General features: G+C 68.4%; 20 protein-coding genes. 7 read left to right on the top strand and 13 right to left on the bottom strand.

What is annotated here, in order from left to right:
* Positions 1-16 precede the first annotated feature (16 nt).
* The 5 genes from B0I29_RS08990 to B0I29_RS09010 form a co-directional block, all read right to left on the bottom strand.
* Positions 17-958, bottom strand: coding sequence for an ABC transporter permease (locus B0I29_RS08990; protein WP_111648420.1), 942 nt, complete (start codon positions 956-958; stop codon positions 17-19).
* Entirely contained in the window at positions 951-1,877 is a 927-nt protein-coding gene (locus B0I29_RS08995; RefSeq protein WP_111648421.1) for an ABC transporter permease, read from the bottom strand. Before B0I29_RS08995 ends, B0I29_RS08990 begins: the two co-directional genes overlap by 8 nt.
* Before the next feature lie 140 nt (positions 1,878-2,017).
* The gene (locus tag B0I29_RS09000) at positions 2,018-3,655 is read right to left on the bottom strand and encodes a peptide ABC transporter substrate-binding protein (protein ID WP_111648422.1); all 1,638 of its coding nucleotides are present in this window, start codon (positions 3,653-3,655) and stop codon (positions 2,018-2,020) included.
* Between the two features lie 242 nt (positions 3,656-3,897).
* Positions 3,898-4,578, bottom strand: a complete 681-nt coding sequence (locus B0I29_RS09005) for a response regulator (protein WP_111648423.1) — start codon at positions 4,576-4,578, stop codon at positions 3,898-3,900.
* The gene (locus B0I29_RS09010; RefSeq protein ID WP_111648683.1) at positions 4,575-5,813 is read right to left on the bottom strand and encodes a PspC domain-containing protein; all 1,239 of its coding nucleotides are present in this window, start codon (positions 5,811-5,813) and stop codon (positions 4,575-4,577) included. The genes B0I29_RS09005 and B0I29_RS09010 overlap by 4 nt, the downstream gene beginning before the upstream one ends.
* 176 nt (positions 5,814-5,989) lie before the next feature.
* On the opposite strand from B0I29_RS09010, the gene B0I29_RS09015 reads away from it, so the two are divergent.
* The 3 genes from B0I29_RS09015 (at position 5,990) to B0I29_RS09025 (ending at position 9,053) form a co-directional block, all read left to right on the top strand.
* A complete protein-coding gene (locus B0I29_RS09015) occupies positions 5,990-7,396 on the top strand; it encodes a PspC domain-containing protein (RefSeq protein ID WP_111648424.1) in 1,407 nt (468 codons plus the stop codon).
* The gene (locus B0I29_RS09020) at positions 7,393-7,746 is read left to right on the top strand and encodes a tetraspanin family protein (protein ID WP_111648425.1); all 354 of its coding nucleotides are present in this window, start codon (positions 7,393-7,395) and stop codon (positions 7,744-7,746) included. Before B0I29_RS09015 ends, B0I29_RS09020 begins: the two co-directional genes overlap by 4 nt.
* Before the next feature lie 62 nt (positions 7,747-7,808).
* Complete coding sequence (locus B0I29_RS09025; RefSeq protein WP_111648426.1) at positions 7,809-9,053, top strand: phosphatidylserine decarboxylase; 1,245 nt, start codon at positions 7,809-7,811, stop codon at positions 9,051-9,053.
* Between the two features lie 60 nt (positions 9,054-9,113).
* On the opposite strand, the gene B0I29_RS09030 is transcribed toward B0I29_RS09025, so the two are convergent.
* The 5 genes from B0I29_RS09030 to B0I29_RS09050 form a co-directional block, all read right to left on the bottom strand.
* Positions 9,114-9,989 (bottom strand): CDP-alcohol phosphatidyltransferase family protein, encoded by an 876-nt coding sequence (locus B0I29_RS09030; protein WP_111648684.1) that lies wholly within the window; start codon positions 9,987-9,989, stop codon positions 9,114-9,116.
* Positions 9,990-10,245: 256 nt separating this feature from the next.
* On the bottom strand, positions 10,246-11,130 hold the full coding sequence (locus B0I29_RS09035) for an NUDIX hydrolase (protein ID WP_111648427.1): 885 nt from the start codon (positions 11,128-11,130) through the stop codon (positions 10,246-10,248).
* A gap of 18 nt (positions 11,131-11,148) precedes the next feature.
* On the bottom strand, positions 11,149-12,096 hold the full coding sequence (locus tag B0I29_RS09040; RefSeq protein ID WP_111648428.1) for an NUDIX hydrolase: 948 nt from the start codon (positions 12,094-12,096) through the stop codon (positions 11,149-11,151).
* A 131-nt stretch (positions 12,097-12,227) separates the two neighbouring features.
* Positions 12,228-13,775 carry a glutamine-hydrolyzing GMP synthase gene (gene guaA / locus B0I29_RS09045; protein ID WP_111648429.1) on the bottom strand — a complete coding sequence of 516 codons (1,548 nt, stop codon included), beginning with the start codon at positions 13,773-13,775 and terminating at the stop codon, positions 12,228-12,230.
* Positions 13,776-13,835: 60 nt separating this feature from the next.
* Entirely contained in the window at positions 13,836-15,647 is a 1,812-nt protein-coding gene (locus B0I29_RS09050) for a S8 family serine peptidase (RefSeq protein WP_111648430.1), read from the bottom strand.
* Between the two features lie 149 nt (positions 15,648-15,796).
* On the opposite strand from B0I29_RS09050, the gene B0I29_RS09055 reads away from it, so the two are divergent.
* Both B0I29_RS09055 and B0I29_RS09060 read left to right on the top strand, forming a co-directional pair.
* Complete coding sequence (locus B0I29_RS09055) at positions 15,797-16,906, top strand: LCP family protein (protein ID WP_111648431.1); 1,110 nt, start codon at positions 15,797-15,799, stop codon at positions 16,904-16,906.
* Positions 16,907-16,923: 17 nt separating this feature from the next.
* Positions 16,924-18,339, top strand: coding sequence for a M1 family metallopeptidase (locus B0I29_RS09060; protein WP_111648432.1), 1,416 nt, complete (start codon positions 16,924-16,926; stop codon positions 18,337-18,339).
* A 4-nt stretch (positions 18,340-18,343) separates the two neighbouring features.
* On the opposite strand, the gene B0I29_RS09065 is transcribed toward B0I29_RS09060, so the two are convergent.
* Both B0I29_RS09065 and guaB read right to left on the bottom strand, forming a co-directional pair.
* A complete protein-coding gene (locus B0I29_RS09065) occupies positions 18,344-19,462 on the bottom strand; it encodes a GuaB3 family IMP dehydrogenase-related protein (protein ID WP_111648433.1) in 1,119 nt (372 codons plus the stop codon).
* Positions 19,463-19,481: 19 nt separating this feature from the next.
* Entirely contained in the window at positions 19,482-20,969 is a 1,488-nt protein-coding gene (gene guaB / locus B0I29_RS09070; protein WP_111648434.1) for an IMP dehydrogenase, read from the bottom strand.
* 120 nt (positions 20,970-21,089) lie between these two features.
* On the opposite strand from guaB, the gene B0I29_RS09075 reads away from it, so the two are divergent.
* Positions 21,090-21,491: a DUF5319 domain-containing protein gene (locus tag B0I29_RS09075; RefSeq protein WP_111648685.1), complete on the top strand. Its 402-nt coding sequence runs from the start codon at positions 21,090-21,092 to the stop codon at positions 21,489-21,491.
* Between the two features lie 158 nt (positions 21,492-21,649).
* On the opposite strand, the gene B0I29_RS09080 is transcribed toward B0I29_RS09075, so the two are convergent.
* Positions 21,650-22,492 (bottom strand): response regulator transcription factor, encoded by an 843-nt coding sequence (locus B0I29_RS09080; RefSeq protein WP_111648435.1) that lies wholly within the window; start codon positions 22,490-22,492, stop codon positions 21,650-21,652.
* Between the two features lie 231 nt (positions 22,493-22,723).
* Between B0I29_RS09080 and B0I29_RS09085 the strand changes: the two genes are divergently transcribed.
* A complete protein-coding gene (locus B0I29_RS09085; RefSeq protein ID WP_111648686.1) occupies positions 22,724-23,110 on the top strand; it encodes a WhiB family transcriptional regulator in 387 nt (128 codons plus the stop codon).
* The last annotated feature ends 103 nt before the right edge of the window (positions 23,111-23,213 follow it).

The raw sequence follows: 23,213 nt of genomic DNA on the forward strand, positions 1-23,213 counted from the left end.
GATATCAGTCACAGGGTCACCGCAACTTCGGGTCGAAGGCGTCGCGGATGGCGTCGCCCAGCATGATGAAGGCCAGCACGGTGGCGGCGAGGAAAATCGACGGCCAGACCAGCGGTTCGGTCGCCACTCGAGCGTACGGCGAAGCCTCCGAGATCGAGATGCCCCAGCTGATCGCGTCGTTCTTCAGGCCGACGCCGAGGAACGACAGGGTCGCCTCGCTGGCGATGTTCGTACCCAGCAGGATCGTGAGCACCACGATGAAGGATGCGATCGAGTTCGGCAGGATGTGCCGCGCCATGAGCCGGTACGGGGTTGCCCCGAGCATCCGGCCGGCCGCCACGTAGTCCTGGTTCTTCGACGCGATCACCGCGGAACGCATCACCCGGGCAGCCGAGGTCCAGGTGAGCAGGCCGAGCGTGAGCGTCACCGCCAGCACACCGTCCGACTTCTCGGTGACCAGACGGTTCGACAGCACGATCGCGCCGAGCAGGAACGGGATGCCGAGCATGATGTCGACACCACGGGACAGGACCGCGTCGACCCAGCCGCCGAAGTAACCGGCGGCAAGCCCGAAGAACAGGCCGATCACGCCGGCGAGCAGCGTCGACATGATCCCGACGATGATCGAGTTCCGGGCGCCGTAGACGGTCTTCGCGAAGACGTCACAGCCCTGGAAGTCGTACCCGAAGTACGCGGTGCCGGTGGCGCCGCCGTGCTGGTTGGCCAGCGTGCAGGCGCGCGGGTCGGCCGACGTGAAGAGCGTGGGCCAGGCCGCCATCAGCAGAATGACGGCCACCAGGACGACCGACACCCAGAAGATCTTGTTCCGGCGGAGGTCGATCCAGGCGTCACCGGCAAGGCTTCGTGGCTTGTCGGACGACTTACCCCGCCGTCCACGAGGGCCCGCGGGTTGTAGCGAGGGCGCCTCGACGGCGGTGATGGCGTTGGGGTCACTCATAGCGGATCCTGGGGTCGAGGGCGGCGTACAACAGGTCGACGAGAAGGTTCACGACCAAGAAGATGATCACCAGCACGCTGACGAAGCCGACCACGAGCGGGCCGTCCTCGGTCGTGATCGCGCGGGCGATGTTGAAGCCGACGCCGGGGATGTTGAAGATCTTCTCGGTCACGATGGCGCCGGACATCAGGCCACCCAGGTCAACGCCGATGAGCGTCACGACCGGGATCAGCGAGTTGCGCAGCACGTGCACCCAGATGACGCGCCGGCGTGTCAGGCCCTTGGCCCGCGCCGTACGCACGTAGTCGGCACGAAGATTCTCGACGACCGAGGTACGGGTGACCCGCAGCTCGGTGGCGATGACGAGACTGCCCAGCACCAGGGCCGGCAGCAGCAGGTCCCAGAGTGAGGCGTCCCGGGTCGCGGTCGGCGGGAACCAGCCCAGCTTGATACCGAAGATCAGCTGCGCCAGGGGCGCGAGCACGACGATCGGCATCGCCAGGACGACCAGCGTCGCGATCAGCGTGACGTTGTCGAAGAGACCGCCCCGCTTGATCGCGGAGTAGACGCCCGCGGTGACCGCGATGGTGGCCGCGATGACGATCGCCAGCAGCGCCAGCTTCACCGTCACCGGCCACGCGTTGGCGAGCATGGCCGAGATCTTCTGACCCGTCAGCGACGTACCGAGGTCACCGGTGAGCAGGCCCTTCATGTAGTACCAGTACTGAGTGAGGAAGCTCTCGTTGAGGTGGTAACGCTCGGTCAGCGCAAGACGCTGACTCTCAGTGATGGGGCGTTCGCCCGCCAACGCCTGGAGGGGGTCGTCCTGGTTGGCGAACGTCAGCGCGAAAACCACAAATGTAGCCCCGAAGAATGTCAGGACCATCTGCAGTAGGCGCCGCACGATGTAGCGGAACATACGGGTTCTAGCCTCTTCCGCGGAAGAGCGCCGGCCTCGTGAGCACGGCGACGAGGAGGTTGGGGTTAACGCAGGCTAACGCAGCGGTGGCGCCACGGTTTCACATGCTCCGTGACGCCACCACCGTTCAAGCGGTTAAATCAGCTGACTACTTCGATCTCGTACAGGTTCACCTTCTGGAAGAGGTCGACGTTCACGTTCGTGACCTTCTCCGAGAAGCCGAAGACGTTCTGACCGTTGCGCAGCGGGATCACCGGCATGTCCTTCGCGAGGATATCCTCAGCTGCCTGCCACTTCGCGATGGCCTCCTCCGGAGTGGCGGCCGAGCGACCCGCGGCGACCAGGTCGTCGAAGGCGGTGTTGCTGTACCCGTAGTAGTTGGAGGAACCGTCGGTCGCGTACAGCGGGCCGAGGTAGTTCTCCATCAGCGGGTAGTCCATCAGCCAGCCGAGACGAATGAGGCCAACCGGCTCCTTCTTCTCGACCTTGGTCAGCAGGTCAGCGAACTTGGGCTCGCCAACACCGGTGCAGTTCACGCCGAGCGAAGCCTTGATCTGGTTGCACGTCGCGTCAACCCACGCCTTGTGCGGGCCGTCAGCGTTGTACGTGATCTTCAGCTCGGCCGGGCCCTTGGCCTCGGTGTAGAGCGTCTTGGCCTCAGTCGGGTTGTACTCGCAGTTCTTGCCACAGGTGTTCTCGCGGTAACCCGCGACCACCGGGGAAACGAACGAGGTAGCCGGCGTCTGCGAACCGAGGAAGACCTGGTCCGTGATCTCCTGGCGGTTGATCGCCATGGAGATGGCCTGACGCACCCGGACGTCCTGGAACTCCTTCTGGAACGTCGGGAAACCGACGAACTGGAAGGCGGAGTTCGGGGACTTCTGGAACCGGTCGCCGAGGTCGGCGGAAGCCGACGCGAGGCTCTCGATCGGGATCTGCGTCTGCACGTCGAGGTTGCCCGCGACGAGGTCAGCGTACTGAGCGGCGTCGTCCTGGTAGATCTTCCAGGTGATGCCGTCGACCTTCGGGACCTGGCCCTTGAAGTCGGCGACCTTCTCGACGACGATCTGGGCGTCGTGCTCCCACTTGCCCTTGATCTTGAAGGGGCCGTTACCGATCACGGCGTCTTCGAAGCCCTCGGCGAGAACGCCGTCAGCGGAGAAGGCGGCCTTCGGCAGCGGGTAGAAGACGGTGTAGCCCAGCAGCGAGGCGAAGCTGGCGAACGGCGCCGCGAGCTTGATCTCGAGGGTGCTGTCGTCAACGGCCTTCAGACCGGTGAGCTTCTTGGCCTTGGGGTCGGGGGCCGTCTTGGGGCCCTCTTCGCCGTCCGGGTCTTCGCTCTGCAGGTCGGCGTAGCCGGCGATGCTCGAGAAGAAGTAGGAACCGCCCTGACCGTTCGGACCGTAGGCGCCGTAGTTCCAGGCGTCGACGTAGTTCTGTGCGATGACCGGCTCGCCGTTGTGGAAGGTGAAGCCAGGCTTCAACTTCACGGTCCAGGTCGTGTTGGTCTTGTCCGCCGTGATCGACTCGGCCGCGACCGGGGTCGGGTTGTTCTTGGCGTCGAAGTCGACCAGCGGGTAGAACAGCGAGTTCAGAACCTCAGCACCGTTCGACTCCGTCGTGTTCGACGGGATCAGGTGCTGGGGCTCGGCGATTCCGATAACCACAGTATTGGAAGTACCGGACGACTCGTCTGAGTCACCGCTACCGCAACCGGCGGCCAACAAGGCGATGGCGGTCGCTCCGACCGCCATCTTCCATGGGCTTTTCCCAAGCATGGGAGTGCCTCCTTCAGGGGCGCTCACGAGGGGTTGTGTGAGTAGCTGCCACTGTGACACAGAGGCACGGAAACCAATGAGCGCCGTTATCAAGCCGATATTAGCCGTTTACGTCCGTACGCAGACCCAAAGATCGTTCTTTCGCCGGATTCGACCGGCCTGAGCTGCGCGTACGTCCGCACGTGTCCGCTCGGATACCCAGAGCGGCGAAACGGTTGAAGTTCGGCGACGGGAGGCGGAGGTCAGACCAGGCGCCGGTCGGCGGCCCATCGTGACAGCTCGTAGCGGTTGCTCATCTGAAGCTTCCGAAGCACGTTGGAGACGTGCGTCTCCACGGTCTTGATGGAGATGAACAACTCTTTAGCGATCTCCTTGTATGCGTAACCCCGTGCGAGCAGTCGCAGAACCTCGCGCTCGCGGTTGGTCAGCTGGTCCAGCTCGGGGTCGGCGACCGGCACGTCGGGCCGGGAGGCGAACGCGTCCAGCACGAAACCGGCCAGCCTCGGGCTGAACACCGCGTCACCGTCAGCGACCCGGCGGACCGCAGCGGCCAGCTCGTCCGGCGAGATGGTCTTCGTCACGTAACCACGCGCGCCGGCCCGGATCAGGCCGATCACGTCCTCGGCCGCGTCGGAGACCGACAGCGCCAGGAAGCGGACCTGAGGATGGGTACGCCGAATCGTCTCCAGCACCGCGCGGCCACCGCCGTCCGGCATGTGCACGTCGAGCAGGACCACATCGGGGCGGATCGTCTGGATCCGGCTGATCGCCTCGGCCACCGTGCTCGCCTCACCCACCACGTCGACGTGCGCGCCGAGCTCGGCGCGCACCCCGGCACGGAACATCGCATGGTCGTCGACGAGGAAGACGGTCAGCCTGCTTGTCTCGCCGGCAAGCTCGGTGGGCTCCACGGGCTCGGTCATCGTGCCTGCTCCTTACCAGCGGTCACGCTCTCTCTGGAAACGGAGAGCATGAGCCGCACCTCGGTACCGTCGCCGGGCGCGCTGCGGATCTCGGCGCGCCCGCCGTGGCGTTGCATTCGCCCGATGATCGACCCCCGGACGCCGTGCCGTGTCTCCGCCACGCCGTCCAGCTCGAAGCCGGCGCCGCGATCCCGGACGAAGACACTCAGCTCGTCCTCCTCCACCTCGGCGTAGAGGGAGACGGTCTGCACACCAGCATGACGCGCCGCGTTGACGAGCGCCTCCCGAGCGGCCGCGACGAGCGCCGCGACCCGTTCGTCGCACTGGGTGTCGCCGACCACCACGGTCTCCACCGTGATCGCGTAGGTGTCCTCAACCTCGGCCGCGGCCTGCTCCAGGGCCGCCGCGAACCGCTCGGTCGGCGAGGCGGTCGGTTTGTACAGCCAGTTACGTAGGCTGCGCTCCTGGCCGCGGGCGAGCCGCTGGACTTCTTTGATGTCGGTGGAGTTGCGCTGGATCAGCGCGAGCGTGTGCAGCACCTGGTCGTGGATCATCGCGGCCAGCTCGGCGCGCTCCTGCTCCCGGATCCGGCCCTCACGCTCCGCGCGCAGCTGCCCGAACGTCCGCCAGAGCAGCGGCGCGACGACCACGCCGACGCCGGCCAGGCCGACGAACGCGAAGATCACACCGTTGAAGACCGCGGCGATCGAGTTGTCCGGAGCGTAGACCGCGACCACACCGATCAGGCCGACCGCGACGAGGATGCCGCCGCCGATGAAGCGGAAGATGAAGGAGCGCCGATCATTCTCGGACACGATTGCGGCGAGCCACGGTGTCGAGGCGATGTTGTAATCGGCGTCGCCCCCGCGGCGGCTCGGGTCCGACTGGTGCCAGATCACGCCGGCGCCGACCGCGATCACCGCGATCATCCAGCCGGCTGTGGTGGCCACCTGGTCGTCGAAGACCAGGGCCTGCAGCAGCACCACGCCGAGGCCGATCGCGGCGAAGGGCGCCAGCGAGGAGAGATCACGAGGGGCCGGTTCCTCGTCGCCGCGGGCCTCCTGCGGGAGGACTGCCCAGTACGCGGCGTACAGAAGAAGGCCTAGAGCGTTGAAGCCCAGAAGGACCACGAGGGCGATCCGGACCGCCAGCACCGGCAGGCCGAGATGGCGCGCCAGTCCGGCGGCGACACCCGCGACGATGCGGTGGTCACGCGGCCGGTACAACCGGCGCAGCTGAGGTACGGCGGTGGTGGTGATCGCACTTCTCCCTTCCTGCCCTTCGATCGTCACACGTCCTGCCGCCGTGAGCCACGGGTTACCACCCTGGGAAAACGGGCGCCCGGATCTCAGGGTGGCCTCAGGGTCGGTTCCGGAAGCGACTGGGGTGACGAGTCGAGCACGATCGAAGCATGAACGACGAAGCTGCCGAGTCCCGCGGACCTTCCACGCCGGGCGCCGGTCCACAGGGCGCCACGGCACCTTCCTCTCCCACGCCCACCGAACCTCCGCCCTATGGTGCGAACGTCCCCCCGTGGCTCGCCAACGCCGGCGCCGCCTTCGCCCGCCAGCAGCTGGTGCGGCCGCGTAACGGGCGATACGTCGCCGGTGTCTGCGGCGCACTCGCCCGGGCCACCAACACCGACCCGATGCTGTGGCGGGTGCTGCTCGGTGTGCTCGGCATCCTCGGCGGCACCGGCGTGCTGCTCTATCTGATCGGCTGGCTCGTCATCCCGTCCGAGGGCGACACCGCCTCGCCGGTCGAGTCGCTGCTCGGCAAGGGCCACTCCGGGATGGCGCCGCTCTCCGTGGTGCTGCTCGGCAGCGCCGCGCTGCTGACCTTCGCGTTCATCGTGGATTCCGGCGCTCGGGCCAGCATGCTCGCGGCCGCCGTGATCCTCGGCGCGTTCCTGCTGATCAAGCGTGGCGGGGTCAGCAGTCCGGGGCAGGCACCCCCGCCGCCCCCGCCGCCGGCTCCGGCACCCACGGAGGATCCGACGCTCGCCTTCACGCCGCCGCCGGCTGCTCCGGAGACGCCGGTGGCGAAGGCCCCCGAGGCGGAGATCCCGCCGCGTTACGAGCCGCCGCTGTTCAGCCCGCCGGCCCCGCCGGCCGAGGGATACCGTCCTCCGTTCGCGCCGCACGGCCCGTACGCGACAGCGACCGTTCCGCCCACGCCGCCGATCCCGCCCAAGCCCCCGAAGCCGCCGAAGCCGCCGAAAGAGCGCTCGGTTCTCGGCCGCCTGACCTTCTTCGCGGTCGTCGTGGTGATGGGCCTGCTCGCCGTGCTCGACATGGCCGGCCTGAGCGTGGCGGTCTCGGCGTACTTCGCGGCGGCCCTGGCCACCATCGCCCTCGGCCTGATCGCCGGCGCCTGGTTCGGCCGTGCTCGCGGCCTCATCGCGCTCGCCCTGATCGCCAGCCTGGGACTGTTCGTCTCCACCGGCACCGAGCGCTGGGGCGGCGAGTTCCGCGACAGCGTCTACCGGCCGGCGAACCTGACCGAGCTCGCCGATCAGTACGACTTCACGTTCGGCAACGTCACCCTCGATCTGCGCGACGTCGACTTCACCGGCGCCGACCAGATCACCGGGGTGAACATGACGTTCGGGCAGCTGCGGGTGCTGCTCCCCCCGAAGGTCGACACCACAGTCGACGTCTCGGGCGGCGGAATCCGTACCGTGCTGTTCGGCACCGAGAGTTCCAGCTCCGACTCGGGGCACCAGACCGTGACCGACCTCGGCAACGAGGGACCCGGCGGCGGCAAGCTCCAGCTCGACCTGCGTCTGGACACCGGCAACCTGGAGGTGGCCCGATGAAGCCGCACCGCATGGATGGCGTTTCCCTGACCTTCGGCCTGATCTTCCTGGGCATCGCCTTCTGGTGGGCGATCTCCCGGGTGATCACGGTCCACCTGCCCGCCGTCGGCTGGATCGTGGCCGGCGCCCTGATCTTTTTCGGGTTGATCGGACTGCTCGGCGCGATCCGCTCCAACCGCCGCGAGGAGCCCGTCCTGGTCCCGGTCGCCGCCGAGGCCAGCATCAGCACCCCGGGCGATCTGCCCCCGGAGATGCACGCCTCGATCGTGCAGGAGCTGTTGGACGACCCCGCCGTCAAGTTCGCTCAGGAAAACCCGGAAGACGCCCCGGCCCGGCCCCGGCAGGACTGATCGGCACGCCAACGCCCCGCCCACCGGGAAACAACCGGCGGGCGGGGCAATATGCTCGCTGGATGACCCCGTATCCCGCCGTGTCCACCACGCCCGTAACCGGCGTGGGTGCCCGGGCCGCCCGTGCCCTGACCGCCGAGTTCGCCCGGCAGAACGCGGCCGCGTCCGCCCTGCTGATCGGCGCCGACCACGCCTCGACCGTGGTGGCCGCCGCCGTCGAGGCTCTTCTGCCCGGCGACACCCTGACCCTCGTCCCCGGTGAGCACAGCAGCGCCGACCTGCTGCGCGGTCACATCACCGGCCTGGGCAGCTGGGTCGCCGAGCGGGTGAGGATCGTTGAATCGCTGGACGAGGCGCAGCCCGCGGACGTCGTCATCGTCACGGAGCCGCTCGTCGGCACCGCCGAGGAGACCCGCACCCTGATCGACCGGCTCGGCAAATATCTGGCCGACGGCGGCGTGCTGTCGGTCGCCACGCCGGCCGCGCCGGGCCGTACCGGAGGCGCCGCCGCGGAGCTCTTCCGCCAGGGCGCTCTCTTCGGTGTCGGCTCCGACCTGGTGGTGCGCAACCAGCCGCCGCTGCGCGTGCACAAGTTCCGCTTCTCGCCGGCCGACGTGTCGGCCGCGGCGACCCTCGCGCCCGCTTACCGCACGTCGAGCGTGCCGGTCACCCGGACGATGCACATCGACTCCAACGGCGTGGCCGCCGCCGGCATCGCGCTCGGCCTGGCCGTCCTCGCCCGTCGCGCCCGGCCGAAATCAAAGCTCTGGCTGCTGCCGGCGATCGCCGCAGCGCCGGTCGCCGCGTTCTTCCGGGACCCGGAGCGTGACGTGCCGACCGACGCGTCCGCCGTGGTCGCGTCCGCCGACGGCAAGGTGCTGTCGGTGGAGCGGATGCACGACGAGCGGTTCGGGCCCGGCGAGTTCCTGCGCATCGCGGTCTTCCTGTCCGTTCTCGACGTGCACGTGAACCGCGCGCCGGTGGCCGGCCGGGTGGCCGACTACTTCGTCGAGGAGGGCGGGTACGCGAACGCGATGACCGCCGCAGCCGAGCACAACGTGGCCGCGTACACGGTTCTCGACACCGAGAACGGCACGGTCGTGGTGGCGCAGCGGACCGGTCTGATCGCCCGCCGCATCGTGCAGCGCGCACCGGTCGGCACGCTGCTGGCCAAGGGCGAGCGGTACGGCCTGATCCGGTTCGGCTCGCGGACCGACATCTACCTGCCGGCCGACAAGGCGGAGTCGCTGGTCAGCGTCAACGAGCGCGTGGTCGGCGGCTCGACCGTGATCGCCCGCTGGAAGTAAGCCCAAGAAAAAACCGCCTCCCCTGAGTCAGGGGAGGCGGTTTTTTCTATGCGGAGAAGATCAGACCCGCTTGGCGCGCATCCACAGGACCGGGCCGCTGGCCAGGTACGTCGCCACGATCAGCACGAACGCCATCCGCGGCTCGATCAGCGCGCCGACGACCGGCAGCAGCAGGAGCCACGGCGGCAGCTTCACGATCCGGGCGAGTTTCGCGTAAGGGAAGCTCGACACCATCGCGAAGGCGAGCAGCGTCACACCGCCGACCAGGGCCATGCCGGGCAGCTCGTCGAGCCCGATCAGCACGGTGAGCGCCAGCACTGCGGCGGCCATCGTGGTCGGGACGCCGCTGAAGAAGCGGCCGTCTTTCGGCGAGACGTTGAAGCGGGCCAGGCGGATCGCGGCGCAACCGGCCACGAACGCGCTGGCGATGCCGGCGGCGACCGGCGGAACCGAGTCGGCCAGCGAGGCGTAGACCACGACGGGCGCGGCCAGGCCAAACGAGCACATGTCGGCCAGCGAGTCCATCTGGGCGCCAAACGGGCTGGAGACACCCAGCTTGCGGGCGAGAGCGCCGTCCAGGCCGTCGAACACGACGCAGGCGACGAGGCAGGCAGCCGCGATCCGGACGTCGCCGTCCATGGCCAGGAAGATCGCCAGGAGGCCGAGGCCCAGGCTGGACAGGGTGCAGGCGTTGACGAGCGCGAAGCTCGCCTTGCGGGAGAGCGTGTGCTCTCCGGGAAGCAGCGAGATCGAGTCAGGCTCCGGCTCGGGGGCGGTGACCGTGACGGGCACCGGAACAACGAGGGTCCGCACCGGCTCGGCCGGGGTGTAGAGCACCTCGGCGCGGGTCGCGGTCGCGGCGCGACCGGTGTCGGCGGAGCGGCGGCCCACCCGAACCATCAGGGCTTGCCGCGCGAGAGACCCGCCCCGGCGCAGCCGGCCAGTCCAGCGACGCCCGGCCGGACGGGGACTATCCGTCGATCGGCGCCGGCGCCAAGGGGTACTCGGCACGCTCTTCCTCCATGGAGTTCAGGTGTTCCACCGGTGACCGGCGAAATTGCGGGTTACACCATCGCACAGCGGAACGGCCTTGGCGAGTGGCGACTGATCCTGGAGTACAACGCCGACAGCCGACGGTTTCATCCCCCGCGACTGCCGGAGGACACTCCCTCAACCTTCCGTGCCCTTGATTTTAGCCCTTCCGGGCCAGCGCATCCCGTGACAGTTCGGTGAGAGACAGTCCGGCGACCTGATCCGGGGTGAACCAGGCGGCCTCGGAGGTCGAGCCGCCGGCACCCTCGGTGACCGCGGCGGCGGTGGGTTCGTCCACTCTGACCTCGTACAACACTCTGATCACATGCCAGTCGATCGGTACGCCCTCGGGTCCGAGCGCGGACGGGTCGTATCGATGCGAGGTGCCCAGGAGACCGACGACACGCCCACGTTGCGACGTCTCCTCGAACAGCTCGCGGGCCAGGCCCTGCTCGGGGGTCTCACCGAGGTCGGTGCCGCCGCCGGGCAGGTGCCACAGTCCCCCGCCCGGGTACCCGTCGGAGATCCGGGTCAGCAGGATCCGCCCGTCCGGGTCACTCGCCAGGGCGTAGGCGCCGAAACGCTGCACCGGGCCCGGCGGCCTCTCGCGGGACATAACCGGCAGATCAACGACATAAGCCTCGAAAGGGACGCCGAGGACATCCGCCGTAAACGGCAGCAACGGCACATCATCCGGGGCCACCCACGCCGCCAGGTCACTGGTGCCGTCCGCCTCGGGCCGCAACTCCCCGCCGATCACCTCGACGTCGTAGATGATCCGGTCGGTGTGCTCGATCGAGTCGTCGGGCAGCCGGGCCAGGTCGGCGGTGGCGGAACGCACCCCGGCGATCCGTACCGCAAGGCCGCTCTCCTCGGCGAACTCCCGGACGACGGTGTCGTCCGGGTGCTCACCGTGATCAATGCCACCGCCGGGCAGCGACCAGAGGCCCGGGAACGCGGAGGCGTCCGAGCCACGGGTCAGCAGCACCCGGCCGCCGGTGTCGCGGCAGACGCCGTACGCCGCCGCCCTTCTCCTGATCTTCACCGGACGAACACTAGAGGACTAGATCAGCCGTGCGGCCCGGAGCGCGTCCGCGGTGACCTCGGTGAGCTGCTCGGCGGCGAGCTCGGCCACCTCCTTGAGCGGCATCCACCTGGCCTCGTCGGTCGAGCCACCCACGTCGTGGATGGTGACCTCGGTGGGGTGGTCGACGACGACCCGGTAGAAGGCGCGGACACCGTGCCAGTCGATCGGGTAACCCTCCGGGCCGAGCGAGGCGGCGTCGCGGTGGCTGGCCACGCCGAGCAGCTCGATGAGCCGGCCCTCCTGACCGGTCTCCTCGACCAGCTCACGGATGAGCGCGGCGCCCGGCTGCTCGCCGTAATCGGTGCCGCCGCCGGGCAGGTGCCAGCAGCCGGCACCCGGATATCCGGGCGAGATCCGAGTGAGAAGCAGGTTCTCGTACGGATCGGTCGCGATCGCGTACGCGGCGAAGCGCTGCGCCCGGTGCAGCCCGTCCGGCCCTTCGTACGCGTAGAACGACGGGAACGTCGGCGGCACGTCGGGACGCAGGTCCGCGGAGGCGGCCGGTAGCCCGAGCGCATCGGCGGCGAACGGCCGGAGCTTGAGCCGCCCGGCCTCTTCCAGCGTGTGCCAGCGCGCCAGGTCGGTGGGGTGGCCGACCCGGTCGATCAGGTTGCCACCACGCACCGACACCGAATAGATCAGGCGGTCGGTGTGGATGGTGACGCCTCGGTGCGGCATGGAGCGCATGTCGGCGAGGACGTCGTGCAACCCGGTGACGGCGACCGAGAGCCCGGTCTCCGCCGCCGTCTCGCGAACAACGGTGTGATTGGGGTCTTCGCCGTGATCAACGGCGCCGCCGGGCAACGACCAGACTCCGGGGGTGCCGGATTTGGACGAAGCCCGGACCAGGAGGACGCGGCCCTCGTCGTCGCGAGCGACGGCGTAGGCGGCGATCCTGCGGAGCGGTTCCAGTGCGGGGGTCACGGGCGGCAATTCTGCCCGGAATATGTTACCTCTCAAGAACTTCTGTCGGGTTCCTGACAGTGGGATAGCGGTGCGTAATCGCAGCTCAGGGCGATTTTACCCGCCCTGAGCTATTGATCCACTACGGAGCGTCACTCCCACTCGATAGTGCCCGGCGGCTTGCTCGTGACGTCCAGAACAACCCTGTTCACCTCGCGGACCTCGTTCGTGATCCGGTTGGAAATCTTGGCGATCACGTCGTACGGAAGGCGCGACCAGTCGGCGGTCATGGCGTCCTCGCTGGAGACCGGGCGGAGCACCACCGGGTGACCGTAGGTGCGGCCGTCGCCCTGGACGCCGACGCTGCGCACGTCGGCGAGGAGCACCACCGGGAACTGCCAGACATCGCGGTCCAGGCCGGCCTCGGTCAGCTCCTCGCGGGCGATCAGGTCGGCCGACCGCAGGATGTCCAGCCGGTCACGGTCCACCGCGCCGATGATCCGGATCGCGAGACCCGGACCCGGGAACGGGTGCCGCTGCACCATCGCCTCGGGCAGGCCGAGCTCGGCGCCGAGCGCGCGCACCTCGTCCTTGAACAGCGTCCGCAGCGGCTCGATCAGCGCGAACTGGAGGTCGTCGGGCAGGCCGCCGACGTTGTGGTGGGACTTGATGTTCGCCGTGCCGGTGCCGCCGCCGGACTCCACCACGTCCGGGTAGAGGGTGCCCTGCACCAGGAACTCGATGTGCCGCTCGGCATCCAGCTCGCGGGCCGCGGCCTCGAACGTCCGGATGAACTCACGGCCGATGATCTTGCGCTTCTGCTCCGGGTCGGTGACGCCGGCCAGGTGCCCGAGGAACTGCTCCTCGGCGTCGACGGTGATGAGCCGGATGCCGGTGGCGGCGACGTAGTCCTTCTCCACCTGCTCACGCTCGCCCGACCGCAGCAGGCCGTGGTCGACGAAGACACAGGTGAGCTGGTCACCGATCGCCTTGTGGACCAGGGCCGCGGCGACCGCCGAGTCGACGCCACCGGAGAGCGCGCAGAGAACCTGCTTGTCGCCCACCTTCTCGCGGATCAGGGCGACCTGGTCCTCGATGATGTTGCCGGACGTCCAGGTCGGTTCGAGGCCGGCGATGTCGTACAGGAAGCGCTTGAGCATTTCCTGGCCCTGCTCGGTGTGCGCCACCTCGGGGTGGAACTGCACACCGGCGCGCTTGGTGGTCAGGTTCTCGAAGGCGGCGACCGGTGCGCCCGGGGTCGAGGCGGTGACCGCGAAGCCCTGCGGGGCGACCGCGACGCTGTCGCCGTGGCTCATCCAGACCGGCAGGTCAGCGGGGAGATCGCGAAGGAGAGTGCCGCCCTGTGCGGCGAGAAGCGTCCGGCCGTACTCCCGGGAGCCGGTGTGTGCCACCGTGCCGCCGAGGGCCTGGGCCATCGCCTGGAATCCGTAACAGATGCCGAAGACCGGGACGTCGCTGTCGAACAGCCCGGCGTCGAGCGAGGGCGCGCCCGGCTCGTAAACGCTGGAGGGGCCGCCGGACAGGATGATCGCGGCCGGGTTTTTCGCCAGCATCTCGGCCACCGGCATCGAGTGCGGGACGATCTCGGAGTAGACACGGGCCTCACGGACCCGGCGGGCGATCAACTGGGCGTACTGGGCGCCGAAGTCGACGACGAGAACGGGACGCGGTGTACTCACCCGGCGAGTTTACCGGCGGTGCGTCACGGCCCCCTGTACGGGGCCGTGACGCACCAACGGTCAGCGACGGTAGTAGGTACGCGTCGCCAGCTTCTTCACGTTGCCCGCCTTGTCGTACGCGCGAACAACGACCTTCATCGTCTTCTTCTGCTTCGACACCTTGAAGGACAGGCTGTAGCCGGCCTTCGTGTCGGTCGCCACGACCTTGCCGTTGACCAGCAACTGGACCTTGGCGACCTTGTACTTGTCACTCGCCTTGACCTTGACGGTCACCGTGCCCGACACCTTGGCCTTGTTCTTCGGGGCCTTGGTGATCGTGACCTTGGGCGGCGTGTTGTCCGCGACCACCCAGGTGGCCGGCGTCCAGCCGATGTTGCCGGCCTTGTCGGTGATCCGCAGCTGAATCTTGAGCGGGCCGTTCTTGCCCGCGGTGTTCAGCTTCGGCGCGAACGGGGCGACGTAATCCCAGCTGTGCCACTTGCCGTTCACGTACAGGTCGACGTTGCGGATGCCGGAGTTGCCCGGCTCCTTCACGCCGGTCGCGCTGATCGCGCGAGAGCCACGCACCAGCGTGTTCTTCGCGATCCCGATCCCACCGGTCGGCTTCGCGGTGTCGACAGTCTTGTAAGCGACCGCCGCCGACGCGTCGACCAGGCCCCTCTCGACCCAGCCACCGATCGGACGGGCCGTGTTGCGGATCGCCCGCTGCACGCTCCATCCGCTCCACGACGGGTTCTTCGACTGCACCAGCGCGGCCACACCGGCGACCAGCGGGGCGGAGAACGACGTGCCCTGGACCTCGTACTCGTTGTAGTACCAGTCCCAGCAGGCGGCCGTGTTGCCGTCCCAGCAGTACGCGCCGTTGTTGCGCATGCCCGCGGTGATGGCGGGCGCCGCGACGTCGACCCAGCTCGCGCCGTAGCTCGAGAAGTCGACGCGCTCCTTGCCACCGGTCCGGGTGTTGGTGCCACCGACAGCGAGCACGTCGGCGTACGCCGCCGGGTACATCCGCTGGCTGGTGCCCTCGTTGCCGGCTGCCGCCACGACGAGTGCTCCACGGCCGTTCGCGTACGCGATCGCGTCCTGGAGGGTGGTCGAGGTGTCCGCACCACCGAGCGAGAGGTTGATGATCTTCGCGCCCTGCTTGGCCGCGTAGACGACACCCGCCGCGACGGCGGCGTAACTGCCCGAACCGTCCCAGTCCAGCACCTTCACCGGGAGGATCTGGCACTGCTCGCACACGCCGGCCAGGCCGGCGTTGTTGTTGGTCTTGGCAGCGATCAGCGACGCCACCACGGTGCCGTGCGGGAAGTCGCCGTCGTCGGAGGCGTTGTTGTCGCCGTTGACGAAGTCGTACCCACGTAGAACCTTGCCGGACAGGTCACCGACCGACGAGACGCCGGTGTCGACGACCGCGACCTTGATCGCGCCACCCTTCGTGGTGTTCCACGCCGCGGGCACGTTGAGCTGGGCGAGCTCGGGCTGGTGACCGCCCGCGTAGACCGGGTCGTTCGGCGTCACGGCGAACGACTTGGCGGTCGGGTCGACCTCGACGTACGAGACCTTCGGGTCGGCCTTCAGCGCCGCGATCACCGACGACGACTTGTCGGCCGGCACCTCCAGCGCCTTCGCCCGTACCTCGGCGAGAGCGGAGCTCAGCGCACCGCTCTTCTCCACCGCGCCCTTGAATCCCCAGCCGGAGAGGGCGGAAAGCGGAGCCTCGGCGTCCACCGAGGACTTGAGTCCCACCACGAGCCGGATCGGCTTGGAATCCCAGGCCTGGGCCGGGCCGGCAACACCGGCCACGCCGAGACCGGTCGCCAGGCTCGCGGTGACGATGCCGGCAAGAACGCGCCGGCTGGAAGAATTCATGCTTGGAGACCTCCCCCGTTGCGACCGCCGGGGGGTCGGCGAATCGCCGGGCCAGCGTACTTGCGATCTCCAAAAAGGCAATACCAGGTTCATTGAACGAGATATGTATAGGCATTGAGCACTACAACAATGTCCTTTACTGTTCCGCTATGCGGAACAGCAAGATCACTTGGGCGGTGATCGCCGGCGCGGTCGTGGCGCTGCTCGCCGGCGTGGGCGTCGCCATCGCGATGAATCGGAGCTCGAACAACACGGCCGCCGCGCCGGCCAGCTCCGCGGGCGCGTCGTGGGCGGCGACCGCCCCGTCGGCCTCGGCGGCACCGGCCGAGTCGCCCGGCGCCGACATCAAGGGCCCGCTCGACCTGGTTCTCATCGGCGTCGACACCCGGACCAGCATTCCCGGCTGGGAACCACACGCCGACACGGTGATGCTGCTGCACGTGGACTCCGGACTCGAGAACGCCTACCTCTACTCGCTCCCCCGCGACCTCCGGGTCGACATGCCCGCCTACAAGAAGGCGGGCTTCTCCGGCGGCCGTTACAAACTCACCGAGGCGATGAGCCGCGGCTCCCGGATTCCCGGCGAAAAGACCAAAAAGAGCACCGAGCAAGGGTACGAGCTACTGACCAAGTCGCTCAGCGAATACACCGGGATCAAGACGTTCCAGGCGGGCGCGATCCTCAACTTCGCCGGCTTGTCGAAGCTCGTCGACGCGCTCGGTGGCATCGACATGAACATCGACCAGAAGGTGAAGTCGCGGCACCACAAGCCGGACGGCACGAACCGGCCGATCGCGCCCGGCGGCGGTGACCACACCGGACCGCAGATGATCTACCAGGTCGGTGAGCGGCACCTGGTCGGCTGGCAGGCGACCGACTACGCCCGCCAGCGGTACGGGCTGCCCAACGGCGACTACGACCGGCAGCGGCACCAGCGCCAGATGGTCAGCGCGATCATGACGAAGGCGCTCGCCGAGGGCGCACAGGACCCGGCCAAGCTCGGCGACGTCATCAAGGCGCTCGGCGACTCGCTGGTCTACGTGGGCGGGCGTACGCCTTTCGAGTACGCGTACGCGCTCAAGGACCTCACGCCCGAGAAGATCACCCTGGTCGACCTGCCCGGCGCCGGCGTCTCCAGCGGCGGCAAATACGTCGGTGAGCAGCTCAAGTCCGAGGGCACAGGCTTCCTCAAGGCGCTCGTCAAGAACAAGGCGGCGGCGTACCTGAAGGAGCATCCCAAGCTGGTCAACAAGCTGTAGAACGTAACCTCGTCTGCATGAGACGACGGGGTATCGGCGCACTGGCCGTCCTGGCATTGATGGCCGGCTGCACGACGGGCTCGGATCCGGACACTCCGGAACCGAGCCCGTCGCCCAGCGTGGACTTCCAGCCGGGCGCGGACGGCGCCGGCGACCCGTACTTCCCGAAGTACGGCAACGGCGGGTACGACGTGGCCGGTTACGACCTGGCCCTGAGGTACGACCCGAAAACCGGCAAGCTGGCCGGGACGGCGACCATCACGGCGACCGCCACCCAGGACCTCTCCCGGTTCAACCTGGACCTGGCACACCTGAAAGCCACCGAGGTCGCCGTCGACGGGACCGCCGCGACCAGCAAGGCCGAGGGCAACGAGCTGGTGATCACGCCGGGCAGCGGCATCGTCTCCGGCCGGACGTTCACCGCCCTGGTCCGGTACGAGGGCACCCCGTCGCTGCTGGAGAACAAGGCGCTCGGCAACGGCGGGTGGATCCGTACCCCGGACGGCGCCCTCGCGCTCGGCCAGCCCGAGTCGGCCAGCACCTGGTTCCCGGTCAACGACCATCCCTCCGACAAGGCCACGCTGAAGCTGGCGATGACGGTTCCGGACGGTGTCGAGGTGCTCAGCAACGGCGTACCCGGTGAGCGGCCGTCGAAGGACGGCTGGACCACCTGGAACTGGTCGGAGAGCTCCCCGATGGCGAGTTACCTCGCGACCGTCGTGATCGGTCAGTACCGGATCACCACGAGCAAGCACAACGGCCTGCCGATGGTGATCGCCATCCCCGAGTCGCTGCCGGCGAACGGCCCGTCAGCCAAGTCACTGGCCCGCACCGGCGAGATCACCGATTACCTGGCTACCCAGTTCGGGCCGTACCCGTTCACCTCGAACGGCGGCGTGGTGGTCGACGAGGACAAGATCCAGTACGCGCTGGAGACGCAGTCCCGCCCGGTGTACGGCCAGACGTTCTTCACCAACGGCGAGAACCTGGGTGTCGTCGCGCACGAGCTGGCCCACCAGTGGTTCGGCGACAGCGTCGCGCTCGACCGCTGGCAGGACATCTGGCTCAACGAGGGCTTCGCGACGTACGCCGAATGGCTGTGGTCCGAGCACTCCGGCGACGCGACAGCCGACGAGCTGTTCACGACCTCGTACAACACGTTCAACTGGGCGGAGATCCCCGGCGACCCGAAACCGGCCCGGATCTTCGGCTCCGCCGTCTATCAGCGCGGCGGGATGACCGTGCACGCCCTGCGCGAGACCATCGGCGACGAGGCGTTCTTCAAGCTGGTCAGGTCCTGGACCGCCGACCACCGCGACGGCAACGTCACCACCGACGAATTCATCAAGGCGGCCGAGGCGGCATCCAAAAAGGACCTGACGAAGTTCTTCCAGGACTGGCTTTACGGGACCGAGAAACCCCCGGTCCCGTAAAGGCTCACTTGTCCAGGACGAGGGAGACCTTCTGGAACTCCTTGACGTCGCGGTAACCGCACTTGGCCATCGCCCGGCGCAGGCCACCGAAGAGGTTCAGCTGGCCGTCCGGGCGGTTCGCCGGGCCGTACAGCACCTCTTCGAGGGTGCCGTCCGGCTCGCCGGCCACGCAGAAACCGCCGCGGGGCAGCGCCGGGTGGCTGGCCGCCGAGTGCCACCAGGCACCGCCGGCCGGGGCGCCCTCGGCGAGCGACAGCGGCTCACCGAGCATGACCGCGTCGGCGCCGCAGCCGATCGCCTTGGCGATGTCGCCGGAGGTGGCGATGCCACCGTCGGCGATCAGGTGAACGTATCGCCCACCGGTCTCGTCGAGGTAGTCACGGCGGGCCGCGGCCGCGTCAGCGATCGCGGTGGCCATCGGCACCCGGATGCCGAGCACGGTGTCCGTGGTGGCCCACTCGTCGGCGCCGACACCGACGATGACGCCGGCCGCGCCGGTACGCATCAGGTGCAGTGCCGTCTTGTAATCGGTACAGCCACCGACGATGACCGGCAGGTCGAGGTCGGCGATGAACTCCTTGAGGTTCAGCGGCTCGTCCGTCGTGGACACGTGCTCCGCGGAGACGAGCGTGCCCTGGATGACCAGCAGGTCGACGCCGGCGTCGAGCACAACCGGCGCGAGGGCCAGGGTGTGCTGCGGCGAGACCCGGACCGCGGTGGTGACACCGGAAGCACGGATCTGCCGGACACGCTCGGCGATCAGGTCCGGCTTGATCGGCTCCGCGTACACCTCCTGCAGGCGCTTGGTGGCGTCCGCGTCCTCGTCGAGCGAGGCCAGCTCTTCGAGGATCTTGGTGGGGTCTTCGTACCGGGTCCAGAGGCCCTCGGCGTTGAGCACGCCCAGGCCGCCGAGGCGGCCCAGGGCGATCACCGAGTCCGGGCTCTGAGTGGCGTCCGACGGATGCGCGACGCAGGGGATCTTGAAGGGGTACGCGTCGAGTTTCCACTCGGTCGACACGTCGTCCACGTCGCGGGTGCGGCGACTCGGAACGATCGCGATGTCATCCAGGTGGTACCCGCGCTGAGCGGTCTTTCCGAGACCGATCTCCACGACGTCACGCATGTTGGGGCGCCTGTTCTATTTAGCGGGAGTGATAGTTGGGAGCCTCGACCGTCATCTGGATGTCGTGCGGGTGGCTCTCCTTGAGCCCGGCCGCAGTGATCCGGATGAGCTGTCCCCGCTCCTGAAGGTCGGGGATGGTCTCCGCGCCCACGTAACCCATGGCCGCGCGCAGCCCGCCGATCAGCTGGTGCGCCACCCTGGACAGAGGACCACGATAGGGCACCTGACCCTCGACGCCTTCCGGGACCAGCTTGTCCTCGTTCACATCCTGCTGGAAATAGCGGTCCTTCGAGTACGACTTGGCCTGACCGCGCGACTGCATGGCACCGAGGGAGCCCATGCCGCGGTACGACTTGTACTGCTTGCCGTTCATGAAGATCAGCTCGCCGGGGCTCTCCTCGGAGCCCGCCAGCAGGCTGCCCAGCATGACCGTGCTCGCGCCGGCCACGATCGCCTTGGCGATGTCGCCGCTGTACTGGATGCCGCCGTCACCGATCACCGGCACACCGGCGGGCGCGCACGCCCGGGAGGCCTCCATGATCGCGGTGATCTGCGGTACGCCGACACCCGCGACGATCCGGGTGGTGCAGATCGCGCCGGGGCCGACACCGACTTTCACCGCGTCAGCGCCCGCCTCGACCAGCGCCTTGGCGCCGGCGTAGGTCGCGACGTTGCCGCCGATGATGTCGATCGGGACGTCTTTCTTCAGCCGGGCCACCATCTCGAGGACGGCCCGCTGGTGCCCGTGCGCCGTGTCGACGATGACCACGTCGACGCCCGCGTCGACCAGGGCACGCGCCCGCTTGTAGGAGTCGTCGCCGACACCCACCGCGGCGGCGACCCGGAGCCGGCCCTGCGCGTCCTTCGCCGAGTTCGGGTACTGCTCGCTCTTGGTGAAGTCCTTCACCGTGATCAGCCCGCGCAGGCGGCCACCCTCGTCGACGAGGGGAAGCTTCTCCACCTTGTGCTTGCTGAGCAGCTCCAGCGCCTGGTCCTTGGTGACACCGACCGGAGCGGTGATCAGCGGCGCTTTCGTCATCACGTCGCGCACCTTGGCGCTGTGGTCGCTGACGAAGCGCATGTCACGGTTGGTGACGATGCCGACCAGCACGCCCTGTGCGTCGACCACCGGGGCGCCGGAGATGCGGTAACGCCCGCAGAGGGCGTCCACCTGGTTGAGAGTGTCGTCCGGGCTGCACGTGATCGGGTTGGTGATCATGCCGGACTCGGAGCGCTTCACCAGGTCGACCTGGGCCGCCTGGTCCTCCACCGAGAGGTTGCGGTGCAGCACTCCGATGCCGCCCTGGCGGGCCATGGCGATCGCCATCCGCGCCTCGGTGACGGTGTCCATGCCGGCCGAGAGCAGCGGGATGGAGAGCTCGACGTTGCGCGTCAGCCGCGTCACGGTGTTGACCCGGCTGGGAACGACATCCGACTCACCGGGCTGAAGCAGCACGTCGTCGAAGGTCAGACCGAGCGGAACGGTGCGGGCGCTGTCAGTTTCCACAAATCATCCCTAGAGAAGAGGCGGAGTCCAATCATCCTACCCATCCCAGCCGGGGCACCCGGGCGGCGGACAGAACGTGCGGGCCAGCACACCTCGGCTCGGGGTGAGTACGGTATGGGGGTGCAAGAAGAGCCGATCGACCCCTTCAACGGCGATCCCGCCGACCCGGCCGCCGGGCTCGACGACCTCAACGAGGACGCCGAGGCCGAACCGCTGACCGAGGAAGAGCGGCAGGACGTCCTGGAGGACCTCTCCGACCTGGAGATCTACCAGGCGCTGCTGAGTCCGACGGGCATCCGCGGGTTGGTCATCGAGTGCGAGGATTGTCACGAGCCGCACTACTTCGACTGGGATCTGTTGCGCGGCAACCTGCGCCACCTGCTCGACAGCGGGCGGCCGAGGGTGCACGAGCCCGCCTACGACCCGGACCCGGACCACTACGTGACGTGGGAGTACGCACGCGGCTACGCCGACGGCGTGCACGACACCCTCACCGAGGGCTCAGAAGAAGAGCAGAGCTAGCTGGCTCCGCTGCGCTCCGCGGCAAAACGCCTTTTAACCGGTGAGGAGTCGGGCGATTTTCCGACACCCGCAAACCCCGCGGGCGTCGAAAAATCACTCGCCTCCTCACCGGCGGCGTTTTGCGGTCGTGGGGCACCGTGGTGAAACCCCACGTATAACTAAGCGACCAGACCCGCCCGGAAACCCGCCGCCACCGCGTGAGCGCGGTCGCGGGCACCCAGCTTGCGGAACAACCGCCGGGCGTGGGTCTTCACGGTGTCCTCGGAGACGAAGAGCTCACGGCCGATCTCGGCGTTGCTCTTACCGTCCGCCATTCCTCGCAGGACTTGCAGCTCCCGCTCGGTCAGCGTCAGCCGCCGGCCGGTCGGTGCGGCTTCGCCCATCTCGTTGCCGGGCCACGCCGCCATCGGACGGCCGGTCGCCGGATCGATGGGCGCGTCGCCTCGCTGCGCGGGAACCATCGGGGCGTTCGGGCCGAGCATGGCCGGGACGGCAGCCGCGTTGGCGACACCCAGACCGCCGGGACCGTTGTGGTACGCACCACGGACCGCCGGGGAGTTGTTGTTACGAGCCCCTCCGGCCACGGTGGCCGGCTGAGCGTTCGCGCCGTTGATCGGCATGCCCTGCGGGCGTACCGGCAACAGCAGCAGGAGCAGCGCCTTGGCGACGACGCTGACCAGGTCGTGTTCGACGCCGCGGATGACGCCCCGGGCGCCTGCGGCGACGGCTGCCGCCGCTACCCGCGGGTCTTCCGCTCCGAAGAGCACTACTTGAGCCTGTGGGGCGCGTGCGAGCACGCGCCGGGTGAACCCGACGCTGTCGGGCCGGGTCACGGCGGTGTCAGCAAGGACCACTTCGGCCGGCCGTTCCGCCAGTCGGATCATGGCCTCGGTCTCGCTGACCGCGGTCCGGACGACACCGGTCATGCCGAGCCGGGCCGCGGTGGACGCGACGGTTTGGGCCGCCAGCGGGGTTCGGACGCACACGAGGACGGTACGCACAGTGATCCTCCTTCTCTCTCAGAGGAGATCACGCGAGGGCCGCAGCATTACGCGCTTTAGATGGAAAAAATGGGAAAGATAGGTATGACTTGCCACCCCTTTGCCATACCGCTCACGAAGACATCGACATGTTGCGTGTGAGCCGGCGGCCGCCGGGGTACACCCGCGGGAGGCCTGGGCACAGGCCCTCATGACGAACGCTCCGCGGCGCCGCGCGGGAGGAGGGTGTTGATGTCGAACGTTCGCAGACTGCCCGGGCCCATCGCAGACCTGTGGGACTGGCAACGGCTCGGCCTCTGCCGTGGCCGGGACAGCACGCAGTTCTTCCACCCCGATGGCGAGCGCGGGTCGTCCCGCAATCGTCGCGAGGCCAAGGCCAAGACCATGTGTGGCGCGTGCCCGGTTCGGGCGGAGTGTGCCGCACATGCCCTGGAAGTTCGCGAGCCGTACGGAGTATGGGGAGGCTTCAGCGAATCGGAGCGGCTGCGGCTGCTCGCGGTCGGCTGGGAAGACCTCGTGGATCGTCACGGACGGGTAGACCTGCTACGGCTTGAGGCACGCCTCGGCCGGCCCCACAAAACGGCGGTTCCCGTGCAACGGCAGGCTCCGGCAGCCTGACGCCGACCGGCGCGTGGCAACACCACACGGCTGGCGACACGGTCCTCAGCGGAGGACCGTGTCGACTGGTTCAGCGGTTCTCCAACCGCATTGGTGGACATGC

Origin of the sequence: Actinoplanes lutulentus (genome assembly GCF_003259845.1) — a bacterium.
GTDB lineage: Bacteria > Actinomycetota > Actinomycetes > Mycobacteriales > Micromonosporaceae > Actinoplanes > Actinoplanes lutulentus.